Annotated in this window: 24 protein-coding genes; 18 read left to right on the forward strand and 6 right to left on the reverse strand. The window is 36.5% G+C overall.

Going from position 1 to position 20643, the window contains the following annotated elements; translation table 11 throughout:
- Positions 1-9 precede the first annotated feature (9 nt).
- Positions 10-834, reverse strand: a complete 825-nt coding sequence (gene folP, locus LZF87_RS11275) for a dihydropteroate synthase (protein WP_244339107.1) — start codon at positions 832-834, stop codon at positions 10-12.
- A gap of 116 nt (positions 835-950) precedes the next feature.
- Between folP and LZF87_RS11280 the strand changes: the two genes are divergently transcribed.
- The 12 genes from LZF87_RS11280 (at position 951) to LZF87_RS11335 (ending at position 12512) form a co-directional block, all read left to right on the forward strand.
- Positions 951-1496, forward strand: coding sequence for a DUF1599 domain-containing protein (locus LZF87_RS11280; RefSeq protein WP_244339108.1), 546 nt, complete (start codon positions 951-953; stop codon positions 1494-1496).
- 12 nt (positions 1497-1508) lie between these two features.
- Positions 1509-2612, forward strand: coding sequence for a MauE/DoxX family redox-associated membrane protein (locus LZF87_RS11285; RefSeq protein ID WP_244339109.1), 1104 nt, complete (start codon positions 1509-1511; stop codon positions 2610-2612).
- Between the two features lie 2 nt (positions 2613-2614).
- Positions 2615-3112 (forward strand): TlpA family protein disulfide reductase, encoded by a 498-nt coding sequence (locus LZF87_RS11290; RefSeq protein WP_244339110.1) that lies wholly within the window; start codon positions 2615-2617, stop codon positions 3110-3112.
- A gap of 9 nt (positions 3113-3121) precedes the next feature.
- The gene (gene tpiA / locus LZF87_RS11295) at positions 3122-3877 is read left to right on the forward strand and encodes a triose-phosphate isomerase (protein WP_244339111.1); all 756 of its coding nucleotides are present in this window, start codon (positions 3122-3124) and stop codon (positions 3875-3877) included.
- A 7-nt stretch (positions 3878-3884) separates the two neighbouring features.
- Positions 3885-4640 (forward strand): Rossmann-like and DUF2520 domain-containing protein, encoded by a 756-nt coding sequence (locus LZF87_RS11300; RefSeq protein WP_244339112.1) that lies wholly within the window; start codon positions 3885-3887, stop codon positions 4638-4640.
- Entirely contained in the window at positions 4633-5160 is a 528-nt protein-coding gene (locus LZF87_RS11305; protein ID WP_244339113.1) for a KdsC family phosphatase, read from the forward strand. The genes LZF87_RS11300 and LZF87_RS11305 overlap by 8 nt, the downstream gene beginning before the upstream one ends.
- A 38-nt stretch (positions 5161-5198) precedes the next feature.
- Positions 5199-6125, forward strand: coding sequence for a geranylgeranylglycerol-phosphate geranylgeranyltransferase (locus LZF87_RS11310; RefSeq protein WP_244339114.1), 927 nt, complete (start codon positions 5199-5201; stop codon positions 6123-6125).
- Positions 6118-6711, forward strand: a complete 594-nt coding sequence (locus tag LZF87_RS11315; RefSeq protein WP_244339115.1) for a Maf-like protein — start codon at positions 6118-6120, stop codon at positions 6709-6711. Before LZF87_RS11310 ends, LZF87_RS11315 begins: the two co-directional genes overlap by 8 nt.
- 56 nt (positions 6712-6767) lie before the next feature.
- The gene (locus tag LZF87_RS11320; RefSeq protein ID WP_244339116.1) at positions 6768-7214 is read left to right on the forward strand and encodes a hypothetical protein; all 447 of its coding nucleotides are present in this window, start codon (positions 6768-6770) and stop codon (positions 7212-7214) included.
- Positions 7215-7341: 127 nt separating this feature from the next.
- Positions 7342-8046, forward strand: coding sequence for a hypothetical protein (locus LZF87_RS11325; protein ID WP_244339117.1), 705 nt, complete (start codon positions 7342-7344; stop codon positions 8044-8046).
- 129 nt (positions 8047-8175) lie between these two features.
- The gene (locus tag LZF87_RS11330; protein ID WP_244339118.1) at positions 8176-10665 is read left to right on the forward strand and encodes a PIG-L family deacetylase; all 2490 of its coding nucleotides are present in this window, start codon (positions 8176-8178) and stop codon (positions 10663-10665) included.
- Positions 10666-10829: 164 nt separating this feature from the next.
- Positions 10830-12512 (forward strand): sodium:solute symporter, encoded by a 1683-nt coding sequence (locus tag LZF87_RS11335; protein ID WP_244339119.1) that lies wholly within the window; start codon positions 10830-10832, stop codon positions 12510-12512.
- A gap of 47 nt (positions 12513-12559) precedes the next feature.
- Here LZF87_RS11335 and LZF87_RS11340 read toward each other — a convergent pair whose 3' ends face one another.
- Complete coding sequence (locus LZF87_RS11340) at positions 12560-13411, reverse strand: DUF2911 domain-containing protein (protein ID WP_244339120.1); 852 nt, start codon at positions 13409-13411, stop codon at positions 12560-12562.
- Positions 13412-13545: 134 nt separating this feature from the next.
- Here LZF87_RS11340 and LZF87_RS11345 point away from each other — a divergent pair, with 134 nt between their 5' ends.
- Both LZF87_RS11345 and LZF87_RS11350 read left to right on the forward strand, forming a co-directional pair.
- Complete coding sequence (locus LZF87_RS11345; protein ID WP_244339121.1) at positions 13546-14004, forward strand: SRPBCC family protein; 459 nt, start codon at positions 13546-13548, stop codon at positions 14002-14004.
- 6 nt (positions 14005-14010) lie between these two features.
- Positions 14011-15297 (forward strand): cryptochrome/photolyase family protein, encoded by a 1287-nt coding sequence (locus LZF87_RS11350; protein WP_244339122.1) that lies wholly within the window; start codon positions 14011-14013, stop codon positions 15295-15297.
- Between the two features lie 53 nt (positions 15298-15350).
- Here LZF87_RS11350 and LZF87_RS11355 read toward each other — a convergent pair whose 3' ends face one another.
- Together LZF87_RS11355 and LZF87_RS11360 are read right to left on the reverse strand one after the other, a co-directional pair.
- Positions 15351-15674, reverse strand: a complete 324-nt coding sequence (locus LZF87_RS11355; protein ID WP_244339123.1) for a hypothetical protein — start codon at positions 15672-15674, stop codon at positions 15351-15353.
- Positions 15675-15745: 71 nt separating this feature from the next.
- Positions 15746-16417 carry an HAD family hydrolase gene (locus LZF87_RS11360; RefSeq protein WP_244339124.1) on the reverse strand — a complete coding sequence of 224 codons (672 nt, stop codon included), beginning with the start codon at positions 16415-16417 and terminating at the stop codon, positions 15746-15748.
- A 258-nt stretch (positions 16418-16675) separates the two neighbouring features.
- Between LZF87_RS11360 and LZF87_RS11365 the strand changes: the two genes are divergently transcribed.
- Genes LZF87_RS11365 through LZF87_RS11375 form a run of 3 tightly spaced genes read left to right on the forward strand, consistent with a single transcriptional unit; the run spans position 16676 to position 18106 of the window.
- The gene (locus LZF87_RS11365; protein ID WP_244339125.1) at positions 16676-17218 is read left to right on the forward strand and encodes an RNA polymerase sigma factor; all 543 of its coding nucleotides are present in this window, start codon (positions 16676-16678) and stop codon (positions 17216-17218) included.
- 30 nt (positions 17219-17248) lie between these two features.
- On the forward strand, positions 17249-17656 hold the full coding sequence (locus tag LZF87_RS11370) for a hypothetical protein (protein WP_244339126.1): 408 nt from the start codon (positions 17249-17251) through the stop codon (positions 17654-17656).
- A gap of 3 nt (positions 17657-17659) precedes the next feature.
- Entirely contained in the window at positions 17660-18106 is a 447-nt protein-coding gene (locus tag LZF87_RS11375) for a sensor of ECF-type sigma factor (RefSeq protein ID WP_244339127.1), read from the forward strand.
- Between the two features lie 23 nt (positions 18107-18129).
- Here LZF87_RS11375 and LZF87_RS11380 read toward each other — a convergent pair whose 3' ends face one another.
- Together LZF87_RS11380 and LZF87_RS11385 are read right to left on the reverse strand one after the other, a co-directional pair.
- Positions 18130-19218 (reverse strand): WD40/YVTN/BNR-like repeat-containing protein, encoded by a 1089-nt coding sequence (locus LZF87_RS11380; protein ID WP_244339128.1) that lies wholly within the window; start codon positions 19216-19218, stop codon positions 18130-18132.
- Between the two features lie 42 nt (positions 19219-19260).
- Positions 19261-19620, reverse strand: a complete 360-nt coding sequence (locus LZF87_RS11385; RefSeq protein WP_244339129.1) for a DUF983 domain-containing protein — start codon at positions 19618-19620, stop codon at positions 19261-19263.
- Positions 19621-19722: 102 nt separating this feature from the next.
- Between LZF87_RS11385 and LZF87_RS11390 the strand changes: the two genes are divergently transcribed.
- On the forward strand, positions 19723-20598 hold the full coding sequence (locus LZF87_RS11390; protein ID WP_244339130.1) for a helix-turn-helix domain-containing protein: 876 nt from the start codon (positions 19723-19725) through the stop codon (positions 20596-20598).
- Positions 20599-20643: the final 45 nt, after the last annotated feature.

The following is a 20643-nucleotide window of genomic DNA, read 5'->3' on the forward strand; positions in this document are numbered from 1 at the left end:
TTTAAAAATTTAATTTTGGATCAAAGAACACAAACGGACACACTCCACAGCTTCTTTAACATCGTGTACTCGAAGGATTTTCGCTCCTTTCAAAAGAGAAATTGTATTTAAAACTGTAGTTCCGTTAAGCGCTTCATTCTGATTGTTTTCCAATACTTTATATATCATTGATTTTCTGGATACAGCCGATAAAAGAGGCACATCCAACATTTGAAATAATTCTAATTTCTGAAGCACTTCATAGTTTTGATCCAGAGTCTTTGCAAAACCAAATCCGGGATCGATAATGATGTCATTGATGCCTAATTTTCTCGCTTCGGCAATTCGTTCAGAGAAATACAAAATCATTTCTTTTACAATGTCATCATAATGCGTAAGTGTAGCCATAGTTTGCGGTGTTCCTCTCATGTGCATCATGATGTACGGAACATTGGCACTGGCAATAACATTGAACATATTTTCATCCAGCAATCCAGCAGAAATATCGTTAATCATAGCCGCCCCGCTTTCAATTGCCTGTTGGGCGACCTTGGCCCTGAAGGTATCGATGGATAAAATCGCCTCCGGAAATTTTTCAGCAATCAATTCTACTATCGGAAGTAAGCGGGATAACTCTTCCTCTTCGGACACAAAAGCCGCGTTAGGCCTTGATGAATAAGCGCCAATATCTATAAAAGTAGCCCCTTCTCTAAGCATTTTTTCAGTCTGATTCAGAAAATCCTCGTCCGTCTGATACCTACCGCCGTCAAAAAAAGAATCGGGTGTAATGTTTAAAATCCCCATTATTTTGGGTTGAGACAAATCGATAAGCTGTCCTTTGCAATTGATGTTCATACTATAAATCAGCTATTAAGAAAACGAATCCTCAAATAATATTGCCTAATCATTCGGCTTTGTACTTCGCCTTAATTTCTTTACATTTGAAAACTCAAGAAACAAATATAATTATAATGAGTACTACTTCACAGGAATTTGACAAGGTAATTGCCATTTGCCGCGATTTGTATACAAAGAAAATGAAGGATTATGGCAGTGCATGGCGAATTTTACGCTTGCCTTCACTGACTGACCAAATCTTTATCAAAGCCCAGCGCATCCGTAGTTTACAGGAAAACGAAGTGCGCAAAATTGACGAAGACGAAACCGGAGAATTCATCGGTATCATCAATTATTCACTTATGGCGCTGATTCAACTGGATTTAGGCGTAGCAGACCAACCTGATTTAGATTGGGAAACAGCGGTTAGATTATATGATGAGAAAGTACAAATCACCAAAGATCTAATGGAAGCAAAAAATCACGATTACGGTGAAGCGTGGCGTGATATGCGTGTAAGTTCGCTTACTGATTTGATTTTACAGAAACTCCTTCGTGTAAAACAAATAGAAGACAATAAAGGAAAAACATTGGTTTCTGAAGGTATTGATGCTAATTATCAGGACATGATCAACTATTCTGTTTTTGCTCTTATTTTAACGGGATTTGCAAAAAAATAATATTCTTAAACTATGAAATATACTTCAACTGCAATACGAATTATAATAGCATTCTTGTTCATCATTTCGGCAATAGCAAAAATGTACCCATCACCCTATTTTGCTATTTCGACTTTTGAAGTGAAACAATTATATCCTCTTGGTTTTTCCGAGATGATTGCGCCATGGTTTTCCCGAATTTTAATCGGAATCGAGCTGGCTTTGGGTATTTTGATCCTACAGAATAATTATCTGAAAAAACTAATTATTCCAGGTACCATTTTGCTGTTGGTGGTTTTCATAGGGCATTTGTCGTATCAGACTTTTCTAAGCGGTGGAAACACAGGTAATTGCGGTTGTTTTGGGGAATTGCTTCCGATGACTCCGATTGAAGCTATCATAAAAAACATAGTTGCGGTTGTATTATTGGCCTGGCTTTACAAATTAACCGAAGAGGACGCCCCCACTTCAAAATTTTGGGTGGTTGGCTTAATTACAATTCTTTCGATTTTAGGGATCTTTTTATTAGCTCCGATCAAAAAAACTACTTCTGATGATGTAATCGCACCGGTAACAAACATCGGAACATTGGAAACAAGCATCGACAGCACATCGATTCCGGCTGAAGAAAATAAATTACCTGAAACTAAAACCGATACAGTTAAAGATACTCCTACTGCTAAAAAAGAAACTGAAAAAGTAGTCGAAAAAGCCCCTGCTAATGAGCCGGCAAAACGAAAATCAGGTTATGCAAAATATTTTTCCGATATCGACAAAGGCCGTAAAACTTTGTGTTTCTTTGTTCCCGGATGTGATCATTGCATGGAGGCTGCCAAAGAACTTACAGAGATGAAAAGGAAAGATCCTAATTTCCCAGAAATCAAAATCATTTTCATGAATGAAGAGCCGGAAAAAATTCCAGATTTCTTCAAGTTTGCCGGCGCACAATATCCGTATGTAATGATTGATGTTATTCCGTTTTGGGGCGTACTCGGCTCCGGAAAAGACACTCCCGGCGTAAAATACCTGTGGAACGGAAACGAATATAAATTCTATTACGGAATTACTGATAACAAATTCAACCCCACTGAATATCAAACTATTATTAACAAACCCTACTCGGAATTAAAAAAATAATCATGAACAAATTTTTAGCAATTCTGTTTTTTGCATTAACGCTTTCTTCATGTGCACAGGGAACCCAGAAGACTTTTAAGAAAGAGGCATTAAAAAATGAAATGGTTACTTTAGACGGAAGTTCGATTACATTTAAAGACATTCTTAAAAAATACAAGGGAAAACCGATTGTACTTGACATCTGGGCATCTTGGTGCTCGGATTGTATCAAAGGAATGCCAAAAGTAAAGGCATTGCAAAGTCAGTTTCCAAACGTTACCTATTTGTTTATCTCAATGGATAAAACGCAGGAAGCTTGGCAAAAAGGAATCCAAAAACACGAGGTAACAGGCGAACACTATATGGCGACTGACGGCATGAAAGGTGTTTTCGGAAAAGCCATAGATTTGACCTGGATCCCACGCTATTTGGTCGTTGACAAAAAAGGCAAGATTGCCCTTTTCAATGCAATTGAAGCTGATGATTTAAAATTGATTGAAACATTAAAAACAATAAACTAGTATAAAATAATGAGACATAACATAGTTGCAGGCAACTGGAAAATGAATAAAAATGCTGCGGAAACTACGCAGTTATTAGCGGATATCTTAAACCAACTTCCGTCAGGAAAAGAAGTAGAAGTGATTGTTGCTCCATCTTTTGTTAACTTATCGCAGGCTGTAAATATATTGGAACATACCAATGTGAGTGTGGCTGCACAAAACATGCATCAGGCAGAAGGCGGTGCATTTACCGGAGAAGTTTCGGCGAGCATGCTGTCATCTGTAGGTGTAAGCAACGTAATTTTAGGTCACTCCGAAAGACGCGCTTATTTCAAAGAAACCGATGCGCTTTTAGCTAATAAAGTTGATACAGCATTAAAACATGAAATGCGAGTGATTTTCTGTATTGGTGAAGAATTAAAAGATCGTCAGAACAAACAACACTTCAATGTGGTGGATACTCAATTGCGCGACGGATTGTTTCATCTGGGAGCTAATGCATGGGTAAATATTGTTTTGGCCTACGAACCTGTTTGGGCTATCGGGACCGGAGAAACTGCAACACCGGAACAAGCACAGGAAATGCATCATTTCATTCGCGAAACTATCCAGCATCAATACGGAAGTTCTGTAGCTGAAAATGTTTCCATTCTTTACGGAGGAAGCGTAAAACCAGATAATGCAAAAGAAATTTTCTCTAAACCCGATGTTGACGGCGGATTAATTGGGGGTGCTGCATTAAAAGCCGAAGAATTTGTAGCGATTGTGAGTGCAGTAGAATAAACCAACAATGATTACAGTAAATATCATCGGTTCAGGCAATGTGGCGCAGCATCTGATTTCGGTTTTTCAGAAAACTGAAAGTGTTGTGCTGCAACAGGTTTTTTCACGAAAAAAGGAAAACATAAATCATTTGGTTTCCGATGATAAAATTACAACGTTGTATTCCGACATAAAACGGGCAGATATCACTATTATTTCTGTTACGGACGATGCAATTGCTGAAGTTTCGGAACGACTTCCGTTTGAAAACCAATTAGTAGTTCATACTTCGGGAAGTGTTGGCCTGGGTGCTTTAAGTGCCAAAAACCGACGAGGCGTATTTTATCCGTTACAGACTTTTTCAAAAACAAAGGCAGTTGATTTTAAAGTCGTCCCAATTTGTCTGGAAACCGAAAACGATTCGGATTACGCTATTTTGGAAAACCTGGCAAAAGCTGTTTCTGATAAAGTATTTAAAATCAATTCCGAACAAAGACAAAGTTTACATGTTGCTGCAGTTTTCTCATGCAATTTTGTAAATCATCTTTACCAATTAGGAAAAGAGATCTGTGACCAAAATCAGGTTCCTTTCGAGATTTTAATGCCTCTGATTCAGGAAACTGCCGATAAAATCAAAACGCTTTCCCCGTTAGAAGCACAAACCGGTCCGGCAAAACGCAACGACCAAAAAACAATCGAAAAACATTTGTCTTTTTTAGAAGACGAGAATAAAAAAACAATCTACGAATTGTTAACCCAATCCATACAAAAATATAATGGCTAAGAGTTATAAAGAAATCATGAACGACATCACTACGTTTGTTTTTGACGTTGATGGCGTGCTTACAGACGGAACCGTACACATTACACCAACCGGAGAAATGCTTCGCGAAATGAATATTCGTGACGGTTATGCTATGAAAGCTGCAGTTGAAAATGGTTACACTGTTTGTATCATTTCAGGAGGAAGCAACGAAGGCGTTCGTGTCCGATTACGCAACCTTGGTATTACCGATATTCATTTGGGTGTTCCTAATAAAGTTGATACGTTCAATGAATTCACCGATATCTACAACATTAAACCGGAACAGGTTTTATACATGGGTGATGATATTCCGGATTATCATGTGATGCAATTGGTCGGATTACCAACCTGCCCTCAGGATGCTGTTCCCGAAATCAAAAACATTTCCAACTACATTTCCCACCGCAACGGAGGAAAAGGTGCAGTTCGCGATGTGATTGAACAGGTTATGAAAGTCCAAGGAAAATGGATGGAACATTTTGATGCGAAATTTGACTAAATAAAGAATACCGAAATTAAGAATTGCATAACAACCTAATGACACATTTTTTTAAACTAATTCGTTTTCAAAACCTATTGATGTTGGCCTTAACACAGTTGGTTTTTCATTTTCTTTTCTTTAAAAACCAACAGGATTTACCTTTGGCTTTAGCCGATTGGCAATTTATCCTTTTAGTTATCGCAACAGTAACGATTGCAGCCGGTGGATATGTGATTAACAATATTATGGATCAGGAAACCGACGGATTTTCTAAACCGAATAACGTTATTGTCGGCAAACACATTTCCGAAGGAATGGCTTACAACATTTATGTGACGCTGAATATTATCGGTGTCGGTATTGGTTTTTACCTGGCAAATATAATTCAGAAGCCAAGTTTTTCAGCGGTATTCATCGTTGTGGCAGCGACATTATACTTATATGCCACTAATTTGAAACAAAATCTCCTTGTCGGAAATGTAATTGTTGCCCTTTTAGTGGCATTCAGCATTGTTCTGGTTGGAATTTTCGATTTATATCCGGCTACTTACGAAGGAAACCGTGAGCAAATGGGATTAATTTTCAGCATACTCCTGGATTATGCTTTGTTTGCGTTTATCATCAATTTCATTAGGGAAATCGTTAAAGACATTGAAGATATGGACGGCGATTACAATTCGGGTATGAGTACACTTCCAATAGTTTTGGGTAAAGACAGAACGTCAAAACTGGTTTTCGGATTGACTTTAATTCCGATAGCCTTACTAATATTTTATGTGAACAAAAACCTGTCGGACATACAATGGGTGATGTACTATGCCTTACTTTTCGTTTTAGGTCCGCTACTCTACTTCATGATAAAAATTTGGAGCGCCTCTACAAAAAAAGACTTTAATCATTTAAGTCTGATACTAAAGCTGGTTATGTTGTTTGGAATTCTTTCAATAGTAGTTATAACACTAAACATGAAAGGGAATGCTTAGAGATAAACTGAAGAATTTCAATATTATTCTGGCTTCGGGTTCGCCAAGACGTCGGCAATTTTTCAAGGATTTGGATCTTGATTTCGAAATCCGTTTAAAAGACGTGGAAGAAATTTATCCCGAAAATCTAAAAGCAGGAGCCATTACCGATTACTTGGCTGAACTGAAAACAAGCGCTTTTGATAATGAACTTTCGGATAATGATATCCTGATTACCAGCGACACACTTGTATGGCACAAAAACAAAGCATTGGGAAAACCGAAAGACTATGATGATGCCTTCAAAATGCTTCAGTCTCTATCCGGAAAAACACATGAAGTAATAACTTCAGTCTGCATAAAAACAAATTCAAAAAAAGACACTTTCCATGAGGTAACCCGAGTAACATTTAATCCGCTTTCAGACGAAGAGATTAAATATTATCTGGATAATTACAAGCCCTTCGACAAAGCCGGTTCTTACGGAATTCAGGAATGGATCGGCCTTGTGGCTATTGCCAGAATTGATGGTTCTTATGCTAATGTTGTTGGTATGCCGGTTGATAAAGTATACCAACATCTGAAAAATTTCATAGAAAACAATTAAAAATAAATATTACATTTATAACTTACCCCAAATCTAACCCTAAAAAATTTAATCGAATGAAAACACTAAAATTTTTATTTTTCGGACTAATCGTCTTATTATCAAATTCAGCTAATGCACAAATAGGTGTAAATGTAAATATTAATATCCCGGTTTGGGGACCTGCTGATACCCACGATGCCCATTTCTATTATATTCCGGATATTCAGGTTTATTACGATGTGCCAAATGCAGTGTTTATTTATCCGCACAGAAATAAATGGATTAGATGTAAAAGATTACCAGCACACTATTCACACTTTGATTTACATCATGGATGCAAAGTAATCCTTCCTTACAGAGGTCACAGTCCTTATGAACATTTCTACACCCATAAATCTAAATACCCTAAAGGATACATGGTAAAAGGTCAAAAACCTTATAAATATAAAGAAAATAATGGTCATCATTATGGTGAAGACAAACATGAATCCAAGCATGGTAAACATGGAAAAAAACACTAACAGATTGGATTTATCTATAGAAGAAAGACAAGTAATACTTGTCTTTTTTTTTGTTCAAATAATTTTTGGCACGGTAGTTGGAAACACTCCAATAACAAACCCCTAATGCTAATTAAATTTTAGAATTATGAAAACTATCAAACTTTTATTCGCAGGATTATTTTTAATGACTTTAAGTTCCAACGCCCAGGTTTCTGTGAATGTTAACATTAACACACCTCCACTTTGGGGTCCGGTTGGCTATACGGAAACACGTTATTACTACATCCCTGATATTGAAGCGTATTACGATATCCCATCGGCAATGTTTATCTATTTTGATGGTGGCGGATGGGTCAGAGCAGCCTACCTGCCATACCGATACAGACATTATGATTTATACGGTGCTTATAAAGTTTGTTTACATGATTACGGCCCAAACCCTTATGTTTATTACAAACACCACAAAGTGAAATACCATCATGGTTACCACAAAGGCCATTATCAAAGAACAATAGGCCATCGCCCTCAAGTTGTTTACAATGGCCCAAGGGAAGGTTACCGAAACGAACGATATGATGATGACAGAAACGACTATTACAGAAACGATTACAACAGAAGTGATTACAACAGAAGTGATTACAACAGAAGTGATTATAACAGAAACGAAAATGGTAATCGCGGAGAACGTAAACATAATGACTACTACCGTACAGAATACAAAAGTTCAGGTAATGGATATGGAAGAAATGACGACGATCAAGGACATGGACGAGGAAACGGTAGAGGAAATGGTCATGGAAACGGAAATGGTAATGGAGGCGGAAAAGGTCATGGTGGACAAAGAGGATAATCCAAAACTATCATAATCTATATAAAGAAGAAGCAAAGTCATAAGAGGCTTTGCTTCTTTATTTTTGTAAAATACAATCGCCTAAACGTCTATTTCACTATATTTGAAAAACAAGAATAACACTACACTATGAAGAAGCCTTGCTTACTTTTGTATATATTTTCCCTGCTTTTTTTGCAACCCATTCATGCACAACAACCGCAAAAACCAACCTCTTCCGACATCTACAATCAAATAGAAAAATTAAATTTCCTGGGATCAGTTCTCTATGTTGCTGCTCATCCCGATGATGAAAACACCAAACTTATTTCCTATTTATCAAATGAAACCAAAGCACGTACAGGTTATTTATCCCTTACTCGAGGCGACGGCGGTCAAAATCTTATCGGAACCGAATTAAAAGAACTATTAGGTGTTTTGCGGACACAGGAACTTTTAGCCGCCAGAAAAATAGACGGTGGCGAACAGTTTTTTACCCGTGCCAATGATTTCGGCTACTCAAAAGAACCGCTTGAGACTTTTGAAATATGGAATAAAGACGCCATTTTAAACGATGTAATCCTAACCATCAGACGATTCAAACCCGATGTGATCATCAACCGTTTTAATCACCAGACTCCCGGCACCACACACGGTCATCATACGGCATCTGCAATTTTAAGTTTTGAAGCCTTTGATAAAGCCAATGACCCAGCTGTTTATCCGGAACATCTGAAAACAGTTTCCATTTGGCAGCCAAAACGATTGTTTTTCAATACATCATGGTTTTTTTACGGAAGTGAAGAAAATTTTAAAAAGGTGGATAAAACCAATCTTGTAGCCATTAATACCGGCGTTTATTATCCTTTAAGAGGAAAAAGCAACGGCGAAATAGCAGCTTTAAGCAGAAGCCAGCATCAATGCCAGGGATTCGGAAGTACAGGAACACGAGGCAATGAAACGGAATATCTTGAATTTTTAAAAGGGGATTTTCCAAAAGACAAAAACAACATTTTTGAAGGTATAAATACCACTTGGACAAGACTTAAAGGCGGTGAAACCATTGGCAAAATCCTTACCGATATTCAAAAAAATTTCAACTTCAAAAACCCGGAAGTTCATTTGACAAAATTGATCGAAGCTTACAAACTCATCAGTCAGCTTGAAGATGAACACTGGAAAACCATAAAAAAACAGGAACTGGAAAACATTATTGTTGCCACCTGTGGTTTATACCTTGAAAGTGCCGCTTCATTGCAAAATACAAATCCAAATGGTGAAATCGCTTTAAAATTAGAAGCAACCAACCGTTGCAGTGAACCTATAGAAATAATTTCAGCCGAATTTTTAAATACGGTTCTGACAGAGGATGTGAAACTGGAAAACAACGTCCCTTTTAAAACAGAAAAACAAATTAAGATTCCGGAAACTGTGTCGTTTTCATCCCCTTATTGGCTGAACGAAAAAGGATCTTTAGGTTTATTTTCCGTGACCGATATGAACATGATTGGTAAATCCGAAACCGATCCATTGAAATTGCATTGGAAAATCAGACTTTGCGATGTTACGTTTGACATTTACAAAAACCTGGTATACAAGTTTAATGATCCCGTGAAAGGAGAAATGTATAAGCCATTTGCTGTTCTTCCGGAGGTTACTACCGAAATTCTAAACAAAGTAGAATTGTTTCCGAACAACAGAAAGCACATTGTTTCGATAAAAGTCAGAGCTGGTAAAGACAATTGCAAAGGTGATGTTATATTCGATTTACCGGCCGACTGGAAAGTATGGCCAAAGAAAATCACATTTGAAATCCCACAAAAAGGAGGCGAAAGAACAGTTACCTTCGAAGTAACTCCACCATCCTATCCAACCGAAGCTGTTGCGAAAAGCATTGCTGTAATTGATGGTGTCCGCTTTGATAAAAGACTGGCTACCATTGATTATTCGCATATTTCGCTTCAGCAGGTTCTGATGCCTTCAGAAGCTAAATTCAATAAAATTGAAATTGAAACCCGAGGTACTAATATTGGATATATTATGGGCGCCGGTGATGAAATTCCTGAAAGTTTACGTCAGATGGATTACAACGTGACCCTACTTTCTCCTGAAAAAATAACACCCGATAACATTAAAGATTTTGATGCTATCCTTGTTGGAATCCGTGCATATAATACCGTTGAGACTTTAAAGTTCAAACAAAATACCCTCTTTGATTATGTAAAAAATGGGGGAACGATGATTGTTCAATACAATACGACCGGAAAATTGGTTACGAACGACATTGCTCCATTTGATCTTAAACTTTCACAAGACAGGGTTACTGAAGAAACGGCAAAAGTTACATTCTTAAATCCGAAACACCCCGTTTTAAACTTCCCGAATAAAATCACCGAAAAGGATTTTGAATGCTGGATTCAGGAACAGGGATTATACTATCCAAACAAATGGGCAAAACAATTCACTCCGATACTTTCTTCCCATGATAAAAACGAGACACCAAAAGATGGCGGATTATTGGTAGCAAAATACGGAAACGGTCACTATATTTATACTGGTTTAAGTTTTTTCCGCGAATTACCTGAAGGCGTTCCGGGAGCTTTCCGATTAATGGCCAATCTGATTGCTGTTGGAGAATAGTTAGAAGGAATAAGGGATGAGTGACAAGGGATAAGAATAAAGAAATAAAAAAAATGAAAGAAGGACGAGAATTTAAGTGGAAAAGAAGCTACACTATTGTACTGTTGCTTAATGCATTTTATATCTTATTGTTCTATTTTTTAATGCAAATGTACGCCTAAGCCATGCAACTAATCGATTGGATTGTATTATCAGTAACGCTTTTGTTCATAGTTATTTACGGAACCTTGAAAACCAGCGGTAGTAAAAATGTAGAAGAATATATATTGGCAAACAACGAAACGCCTTGGTGGATGGTTGGTATATCTGTAATGGCGACTCAGGCTAGTGCGATTACATTTCTTTCGACTCCAGGTCAAGCCTATCATGACGGAATGGGCTTCGTTCAGTTTTACTTTGGATTACCGATTGCCATGGTAGTCATCTGCATCACTTTTATTCCGATTTATCACCGGTTAAAAGTTTTTACGGCTTATGAATTCCTGGAACAACGTTTTGATGTAAAAACACGTTCTATTGCTTCTATCCTATTCTTAGTGCAGCGCGGACTCGGAACCGGTTTAACCATTTATGCTCCGGCAATTATCCTATCAGCTTTATTGGGATGGAATCTTACCCTGATGAATGTTGTCATTGGGCTACTGGTAATCATCTATACTTTTTCGGGTGGAGCGAAAGCTGTTAACGTTACCCAAAAACAACAAATGTTTGTTATTATGACGGGAATGTTTATTGCCTTTTTTCTGATTTTGAATTACTTACCAGATGAACTAAGCTTTAGTAATGCACTAGGAATTGCCGGAGCCAATGATAAAATGGACATCCTTGATTTTTCTTTTGACCCTGAAACCCGATACACTTTCTGGAGCGGAATTACAGGCGGATTCTTCCTGGCTCTATCCTATTTCGGAACAGATCAATCGCAAGTAGGCCGTTACCTGACAGGAAAATCAATTCGCGAAAGCCAGTTAGGTTTAATCATGAACGGCCTGTTGAAAGTACCTATGCAGTTCTTAATTCTGTTAACAGGCGTAATGGTTTTTGTATTTTTCCAATTCCATTCAGCCCCGTTACATTTCAATCCAACCAATAATGAATTGGTGAAAAATTCTGATCGTAAAGCCGATTTTGAAAAATTAGAGAAACAACTAGATGCCGTCCAGGAAGAAAAAAAAGAAATCAGCATGTTGTATGTGGGGCAATTGAATCAGGATTTTGATAACCCAATTTTACAGCAAAAGATGGTTTCCCTTTCCGGAAAAGAAAAAGATTTACGCGAACAGGCTAAAGAAATAATCAGTGAGGTGGACGGCAAAACAGAAACCAATGACAAAGATTATGTCTTCCTGTATTTCATCCTGAATTATTTACCGAAAGGGCTGATTGGTTTATTGCTTGCCGTGATATTTTCAGCAGCCATGTCGTCGTCGTCGTCAGGATTATCAGCGTTGGCATCAACCACAACGATTGACATCTACAAAAGAAACCTCAAAACCGATAAATCCGAAAAACATTTTGTGAATGCTACAAAATTATTCACGGTGCTTTGGGGAGTTGTGGCTATTCTCTTTGCTTGCGTGGGAACCCTTTTTGAAAATCTAATTCAGTTAGTAAACATAATCGGTTCTATTTTCTATGGTACGGTTTTAGGAATTTTCCTTGTAGCTTTTTACGTGAAATTCGTGAAAGCCGAAGCCGTTTTCTGGAGCGCCGTGATTACCCAACTGACCATATTCTATATTTACTATCTTGATGTGGTAAGTTTTCTTTGGCTGAATTTCATCGGAGCAATTCTCACTATAATTTTAGGAATGCTATTTCAAATGGTAATAAAAACAAAAGAATAAAAAAGGCTGTCGATCGACAGCCTTTTTTATTCATATATTAAAACGAATTATTTTTTCGACCACTCAGCAATCGAATCTTTATTCATCTTTACATAATCCATATTTTTATCTTTTTCAGCTCCGGCCAAAGACAATTTAGCAGTTTCGATAGCTCCTGCTTTATCGCCTTTTTTAGCCTGAATTAATGATTTAAGACGGTAAAACCAATATGGAGTATCTTTATCTTTTTTCATTTCAATGGATTTGTTCACCCATGTAAGTGCTTTGTTCAAATCACCGTTTGACTGATATAAATAATTTGCAGATGAAAAATAATCTTCAGCTTTTGGTCCGGCCAAAGTTTTGTCGATACTTTCAAGAGCAGTTTTATGTGTAGGCACTTCAAATTTAAGAGCTACAACAGTTTTCTCCCACATCATTTCCAAAAAGCCATAATCATTATCCAAATTATTAATGCCAATTGTAAACGTTTCAACTTTACGGTTTAACGACTCCGGTTTCACTGTGGTACGCAATGCCACTTTGGAATCATCCCAATTTTGAGGAACCCCCCAGTTATCGGTATCCTTGTAGAAAATAATATCCCAACTGTCCGCCTTAGGGAAAGTATATAAAGCATATTTCCCTTTTTCAAGTTTCTTACCAGAGATAATCACATCTTCACTGAAGGAAATAGTAGTATTTGCGTTGGCACCTGTTCTCCAAATTTTACCAAATGGAACCAATTCCCCAAAAACGGTTCTGCCTTTTATACTCGGACGGGAATAATCAACTTCAACATTCGTTAAACCTACAACCTGCTCAATTTTAGCTCCTGGACTTCCTTGTGGTGTTTTAACCTGCGCCTGAATTGCCAATGTCGCGAAAGCAAAAAGAGCAGTAATCATTATTTTTTTCATATTTATTAGTTTTTTGATTTATGCATAACGAAAGTAAGGAAAAATATAAATTCAGCTGTTAATATATATCTAAATTTATTTTTTTTATCATCTATAATATAAAATTAAACGAAATTGTAATTTTACAGAAAAAAATGTACTCGATAAGCAACAAGCAACAATTACACATTGGAATTGATGAAGCATGGAATTTTTTTTCGGATCCTAAAAACCTTAATATCATAACGCCGGATTCCATGAAGTTTGAAACGCTTTCGGGTGACGAACGAAAAATGTTTGCCGGGCAAATTATTCGTTATAAACTTTCACCATTCAGCGGAGTCACAATGGAATGGGTTACGGAGATTTCACATGTTAAGGAAAATGAATATTTTGTAGATGAGCAACGTATCGGCCCTTATAAATTCTGGCATCACAAGCATTTTTTCAGGGAAATTGAAGGTGGAGTGGAAATCGAAGATGTGGTGCATTATAAATTGCCTTTTGGTTTTATCGGAAGATTATTTCATCCAATACTTGTAAAGCCGAAACTGAAGGAAATTTTCGATTTCAGAAAACAAAAACTCACCGAACTTTTTGGAGAATATAAATAATAAGCAATGACAATTTTCTGGTTTCGACGTGATTTACGATTAAACGATAATGCCGGACTTTTTCACGCCTTAAATAGTAGCGAAGAAGTGTTGCCTGTTTTTATTTTTGATGAAAACATACTTTCCCAATTATCAAAAGACGACGCACGGATAACATTCATTCATAACCAATTAGAAAGAATTCAGTCGCAACTTAAAACCGTTGGTAAATCACTTGCTATTTTTCACGGAACTCCAAAGAATATATTCAAAAAACTTATTGCCGAGAATAAAATTACTTCTGTTTTTACCAATCATGATTATGAACCTTATGCCTGGAAAAGGGATGAAGAGCTAAATCTTATTTTCAAAGAAAACGAGATTGAATTCAAAACCTATAAAGACCAAGTTATTTTTGAAAAGAGTGAAGTGGTTAAAGATGATGGGAGTCCGTATGTTGTGTTCACTCCCTATTCGAAAAAATGGAAGGAAAACTTCAGAAAAAAGCCTTTACTTCATTATCCATCTCAAAAGTTACTTAACAATTTTAAACTACACTCCTACCCGTTTCTGACTTTATCCGATATCGGTTTTGCTACTTCAACAATAAAAGTTCAACCCTTTGATATCTCAGATAAACTAATCGAAAATTACGAAGTCACACGAAACTTTCCGGCTATTTCGGGCACATCAATGTTAGGAGTGTACTTAAGATTCGGAGTTGTTTCTATTCGGGAAATAGTAAAAAAAGCCGCTGGATCCAAAAATGAAACTTTTTTGAACGAACTTATCTGGCGTGAATTCTTTATGCAGATTTTATGGCATTTCCCTCATACCGTAAACCGGAGTTTCAAAGAAAAATATGATGCCATCAAATGGAGCAATGACGAAGAACTGTTTCAAAAATGGTGCGATGGAAAAACCGGTTATCCCTTTGTAGATGCCGGAATGCGCGAACTTAATACTACCGGACACATGCACAATCGCGTTCGCATGATAGTCGCGAGTTTTCTCTGCAAACACCTGTTGATCGATTGGCGTTGGGGAGAAACCTATTTCGCTCAAAAACTCTTGGATTATGAACAATCGAGCAATGTCGGGAATTGGCAATGGGCAGCAGGATGCGGCGTCGATGCTGCTCCTTACTTCAGGATTTTTAACCCAACCGAACAGATCAAGAAATTCGATAAGGATTTACAATACATAAAAAAATGGGTTCCGGAACTTGAAACTTCAAAGTACCCGAAACCCATTGTAGATCATAAAGAAGCAAGAGAAAAATGCTTGCGAATTTATAAAGAGGCAGTTAGCTGACCCTTAAAATAGCTACTGAAGCTAATAATCTTTTCATGGTGATCTAATTTGTTTTATTTAATAATATTATAATTCTCATCAAATAAGAATGTTATTGTATAAATTATGGTAGCTTGACCTTCTTTTTTGCTATCATATGTAACATATACTTTAAAGCCACTTACATTATATACAGAAGCACTTAATGGACGAAATTTAACTGAAGGATCAACTAAATTTTTAGTTTCTGTAATAGCATTTAATACAGCTTTATTTACAATATTATTAGATATTTTTGTGTTGTTTTTAACGGGAACTTCTTTATTGTCAAATACAACTGATTGTGCCTTTACATTTGAAAACATAATCATGATTAAAATGATTAATAAGTTTTTCATCGTGATTTAATTTAACAGTTTTTGTATATTATAATTATACATGAATTTATTCTTAAATCTCCTGCCATTTATTATATACCGTTTTTCAACTTGATAGCCGAAACAATTTCATAGTTAATTTCGTCGAAGTGATTAATAACATAATCAGCTAACGATAAATCCTGATGTTTAGAATTTTCACTATTGAAACCAATACAGAAAATTTCTGCTGCTTTGGAAGCCTTGATTCCGCTAGTACTGTCCTCAATAACAATACAGTTTTCTTTTGGAGCAGTCGAAAGTGAAGCCGCATGCAGGAAAATAGCCGGATCCGGTTTCGATTTCGGAAAATCTTCACCACTCACTTTATGGGTAAAATACTGGTGCAAGTCAAAACGATTGAAAACACGCTGAATCGTTCCTTTTGAAGCTGAGGAAGCCAAGATAAGCTGCATTCCGTTTTCATGAAGGTTTTTAATCAGGTCATGAACCCCAGAAATCAGTTCCAAATCGGGTTTGGTATCGAAAGCTTCATTAAAAAGATGGCGCTTGTGCAGAATCAAATCTTCTACGTCATGATCCAGATTGAAAGTTTCTTTAATGCGCTGGAAAACATTACGGGTAGAATTCCCTGTGAAACTTGCATACATTTCTTCGGTAACCTGAATCCCTAATTCGTCAAAATGTTTGAAATAAGCGTATTTGTGAACCGGTTCTGTGTCGACAATCACACCGTCCATGTCGAAAATTACAGTCTTTATCATTATATCATTATGTTGTGTGGCGCAAAGGTACAAATGCAACGCGAAATATTTGTTAACAAAAATAAAAATGGCTTACTATTTAGCCCTGGTTGCAGAGGAAATCCTTTTTTGGGAACTTGCCTTTGGGCAAGTTTTAAAAAAGATTGGAACGAAAAACTGGAAAATGGAAGCCCGATAAATCCCAAGCCATTCGCTCTAAAAACAACAATATTAAACTATTTGCCGTAACTTTAGTCTTAAGTACAAAAACGATTTCACTTGCAGGACGAAAAAGAATTCATAGCCGACTTACTGAACCCGAAAACGCAAAACGAAGCGTTTCGAAAGTTGGTACGCCAATACCAGCGTCCGTTGTACAATCATATACGTACCATTGTGCTGAATCATGATGATACCGATGACGTGCTGCAAAACACCTTCGTGAAAGTTTTTCAGAACCTGAAGAATTTTAAAGGTGAAAGTAAATTGTTTTCATGGGTGTACCGGATTGCGACGAACGAATCGATTACGTTTATTAACCAGCGAGCCAAAAAATCAGGCATTTCCAGTGAGGAAATAAAAGATAAGATGATTAACAATTTACAAGCCGATGTTGATTATGATGGTGATGAAATTCAGATGAAACTGCAAAAGGCTTTGACAATATTACCTGAAAAACAGCAATTGGTTTTTAAAATGAAATATTTTCAGGAACTGAAATACGAAGAGATATCCGAAATACTAGGGACTTCGGTAGGCGGACTGAAAGCGTCGTATTTTCATGCCGTCAAAAAAATAGAAGAATTTTTAAATGAAGATTAAACCTTCAGAGGTTAATTTTGTCCAATAATTATGAAAAAGTTTGATTTACATAACAATAAGAAAATTGAAACTGGATTTAAAATTCCGGAGAATTACTTTGAGGATTTTGAAGCTCGATTAATGAACCAGCTTCCACAGCAGGAAGTGAAGGTAATCTCATTATGGCAACGAAAATCAGTTTGGATTTCAAGTGTCGCTGCCGTTGCTTTAGTTGTGTTTGGTTTGACTTTTTATTTTAATTTTAATTCGAAAAGCAGCCTTGATGACACCACGATTGAAAACTATCTGGCAAGTACCGTGACATCATATGATCTTATGCACGAACTAGATCAGCATGATATTAATGAATTAGAAAAATCAATAGCGTTGAATGATGATTCAGTTGAGAGTTACTTGTCTGAAAACGAAAATGATATAGACCTTTATTTAAACGAATAAAATATGATACTAAAGAAATTTTTACCGATAGTTTTTCTGCTGATTTCTACCTTTTCTTTCGCACAGCCAAGCGATGAAAAACGAGAGCAGATCAAACAGCTTAAAGTAGCTTTCATAACTACGGAACTTGATTTATCTAAGGATGAGGCGGAAAAATTCTGGCCTATTTACAACGCATTCGAAGAAAAACAATTTGAAATGCGTCATGAGAAAATGAGAAGTTTTAAGAAACGCATGGATAAAGAAAGCGTAGATAAAATGAGTGAGAAAGAAGCCGCAACTCTTTTAGCCCAAATGGAAGACAATGAAGAAAAAATGCTTCAGTTACGCAAAAAACTCAGCAGTGATTTACGTCCGGTAATCGGTTCTGTAAAAATCCTTAAACTGAGAAAAGCGGAAGACGATTTCAACCGGAAACTGATTAAACAGATTAAAGAGAGTAGAAAATAAAAAAGGAGCATTTTGCTCCTTTTTTATTTAAATCTTATTCTGAGAATTTTTTTGTTTCCCGCAGCAATCGCAGTTTTTGAATTGATGAAACGAATAGTGAACAAATCTTTATAATCCGCAATTTTCTTCCATTTTTTTCCCTGATCATAAGAATAAAATACTCCTGAAGCACCAACGCTTACCAATTCATTTCCGTTGCTTCCAGGTACAAACTGAACACAGGAACCGTACCCATATCCTTCATTCTCGCCGACTAAATTCCACGTTTTTCCTCCGTCATGAGTGATGATTTTATTCCCGAAATTCTGATTTGGTTTTTCATAATCGCCTCCGGTTGCAAAACCGATCTTTTCGTTATAGAAATCGGCTGAGAAAATTCCCGTCATCGCACTTCCTTGAATGATTGGAGTTGCAATAACATGCCACGATTTCCCTTTGTCCTCGGAATAATAAATATTGGATTTCTTTCCACCTGAAGCTACCCAGACTTTATTCCCTTTTATGTTGATATTGGTATTACTGGCAGCAAAAAATGCCTCACCATCAGCCACCTTGGGAACATTTTTACAGGATGCTTTTTTCCACGTTTGTCCTCCGTCGTTTGTAATTATCAATGAAAAACAGTCATCGGTTGGATCGCCGACAGCAATTCCGTCTTTGTCATTCCAAAATTGTATGGCATCATAGAAGACTTTTTCGCCTTTTTCCTGATAAACCAGTTGCGTTTCTGTTTCATCTTTTGAAATTCGGTATAACAAACCAGGATTCCCTATACTTAAAACAAAAACATTGTCCTTTGTTTGTGCTATACTCCTGAATTCCAGTTTTAGGGTATCTTTTACGATGTTGCCAACGAAATTCTTCCCGCCGTTCAAACTAAGATATCCATAATTACCATTATTCGCTGCATACCAAACTTTATTACTATCGATGCAAATAGCCCTAATACTTAGCTTTTCAGACAGCAAAGTGTCTATTTCCACAGAGATAAAACTTGGTTTGAAAATCCCTTCCGTAGTATTTGAAATTTCCGATTTCGGATTATCAGAAACCTTTTTCACACCGCAGGAAATGCATACCACAGAAAGCAAGGTCAACAAACTTTTTTTCATTCCTAAAAATTTAGAAATGCTAATTTACAAAAGATTTTCTCGTTAAAGCTGCTTGTTTTTTCCGTCCAACATATAAATCCACAGCATTCGTGATAGCCTGAAATTAAACGTACTCAAAACAATTGAAAGTATACCAATTAAAACTACTATGGTTAAATAGCTATCAACGAATTGATTGGCAATCAAAAAGAAAACGACCATTTCGGCAACAGCAACGGCATAACTAACGAACATTGACCCAAAAAAGTAACCCGGTTCTTTTTCAAACCTATGATTACAGTACGAACAATTCGCATGCATTTTTGGTAAACGAAAAAGGAATACATTACCTTTTTCAGAAAAAACATGCCCTTTTCCGCATTTCGGGCATTTTTCGGTGAGTATATCTATTAAAGTTGACATGATAATTATTTTTTTTACAAAGTTCATAAATATGCAGAAACAAGCAATAGACGAATTCCACAATAATTTGTACTTTTAGGACATTATCAAAACCATCTGACAATGAAAAGTTTTACCGTTTTAGACATTCAGCAATTCGAATCTGACAAAAAAAGAAAGGAGTTTTACGCTAATACGATGGAACAACATTTGATTTCCAGCCATAAAAACATTTGCAAACCCCACAAACACAATTTCTACCTAACTGTACTTTTTACACATGGAAGCGGAATACATGAAATTGACTTTGTAAAATACGACGTAAAACCTGGCAGCCTTTTCTTTATGAATCCAGGACAAATGCATCATTGGGAGTTATCAGCAGACATTCAGGGTTTCATATTCTTTCACACACAATCGTATTATGACATCCATTATACCAGGAATCGGATAAACAATTTTCCGTTTTTTTTCAGCGTTAAGAATTCGCCTTTGTTGTATTTACAATCGTCTGATACTGCTTTCTTCAAATCGCTTTTTGAACAGATTTATTCTGAAAATCAATCCGACAATCTATTAAAAACCAATAAAATAATTTCGCTCATTGACTTGATTTATATTGAAAGTACACGTCACTATATCCGTAAAAACGAAATGGAAGTGATTCCGAAAAATCCATACACGCTTAAATTTCAAACCTTTGAAGCTTTGGTGGAAGAACATTATAAATCAGAGAAATCGCCTTCGCAATATGCCAACAGGTTAAACATATCAGCAAAACACTTAAACAGAATCACTCAGAATATGGTTGGAAAAACTACAACCGATATCATTTTGGACAGGGTTTTCCTTGAAGCGAAACGCGAAATGATTGCGCAGAAATTGAGTTTCAATCAGATTGCCGATCTCTTGGGCTATGAAGATTATGCCTATTTTTCGAGACTTTTCAGAAAAAAATGCGGTGAAACCCCTACTTCTTTTATAAAAAAATACAGATAAGTCATATAAACAGATAAATTACTTATCTTTGCAGGCTTATTTTTT

It is taken from the genome of Flavobacterium enshiense, assembly GCF_022836875.1.
Lineage (GTDB): Bacteria > Bacteroidota > Bacteroidia > Flavobacteriales > Flavobacteriaceae > Flavobacterium > Flavobacterium enshiense_A.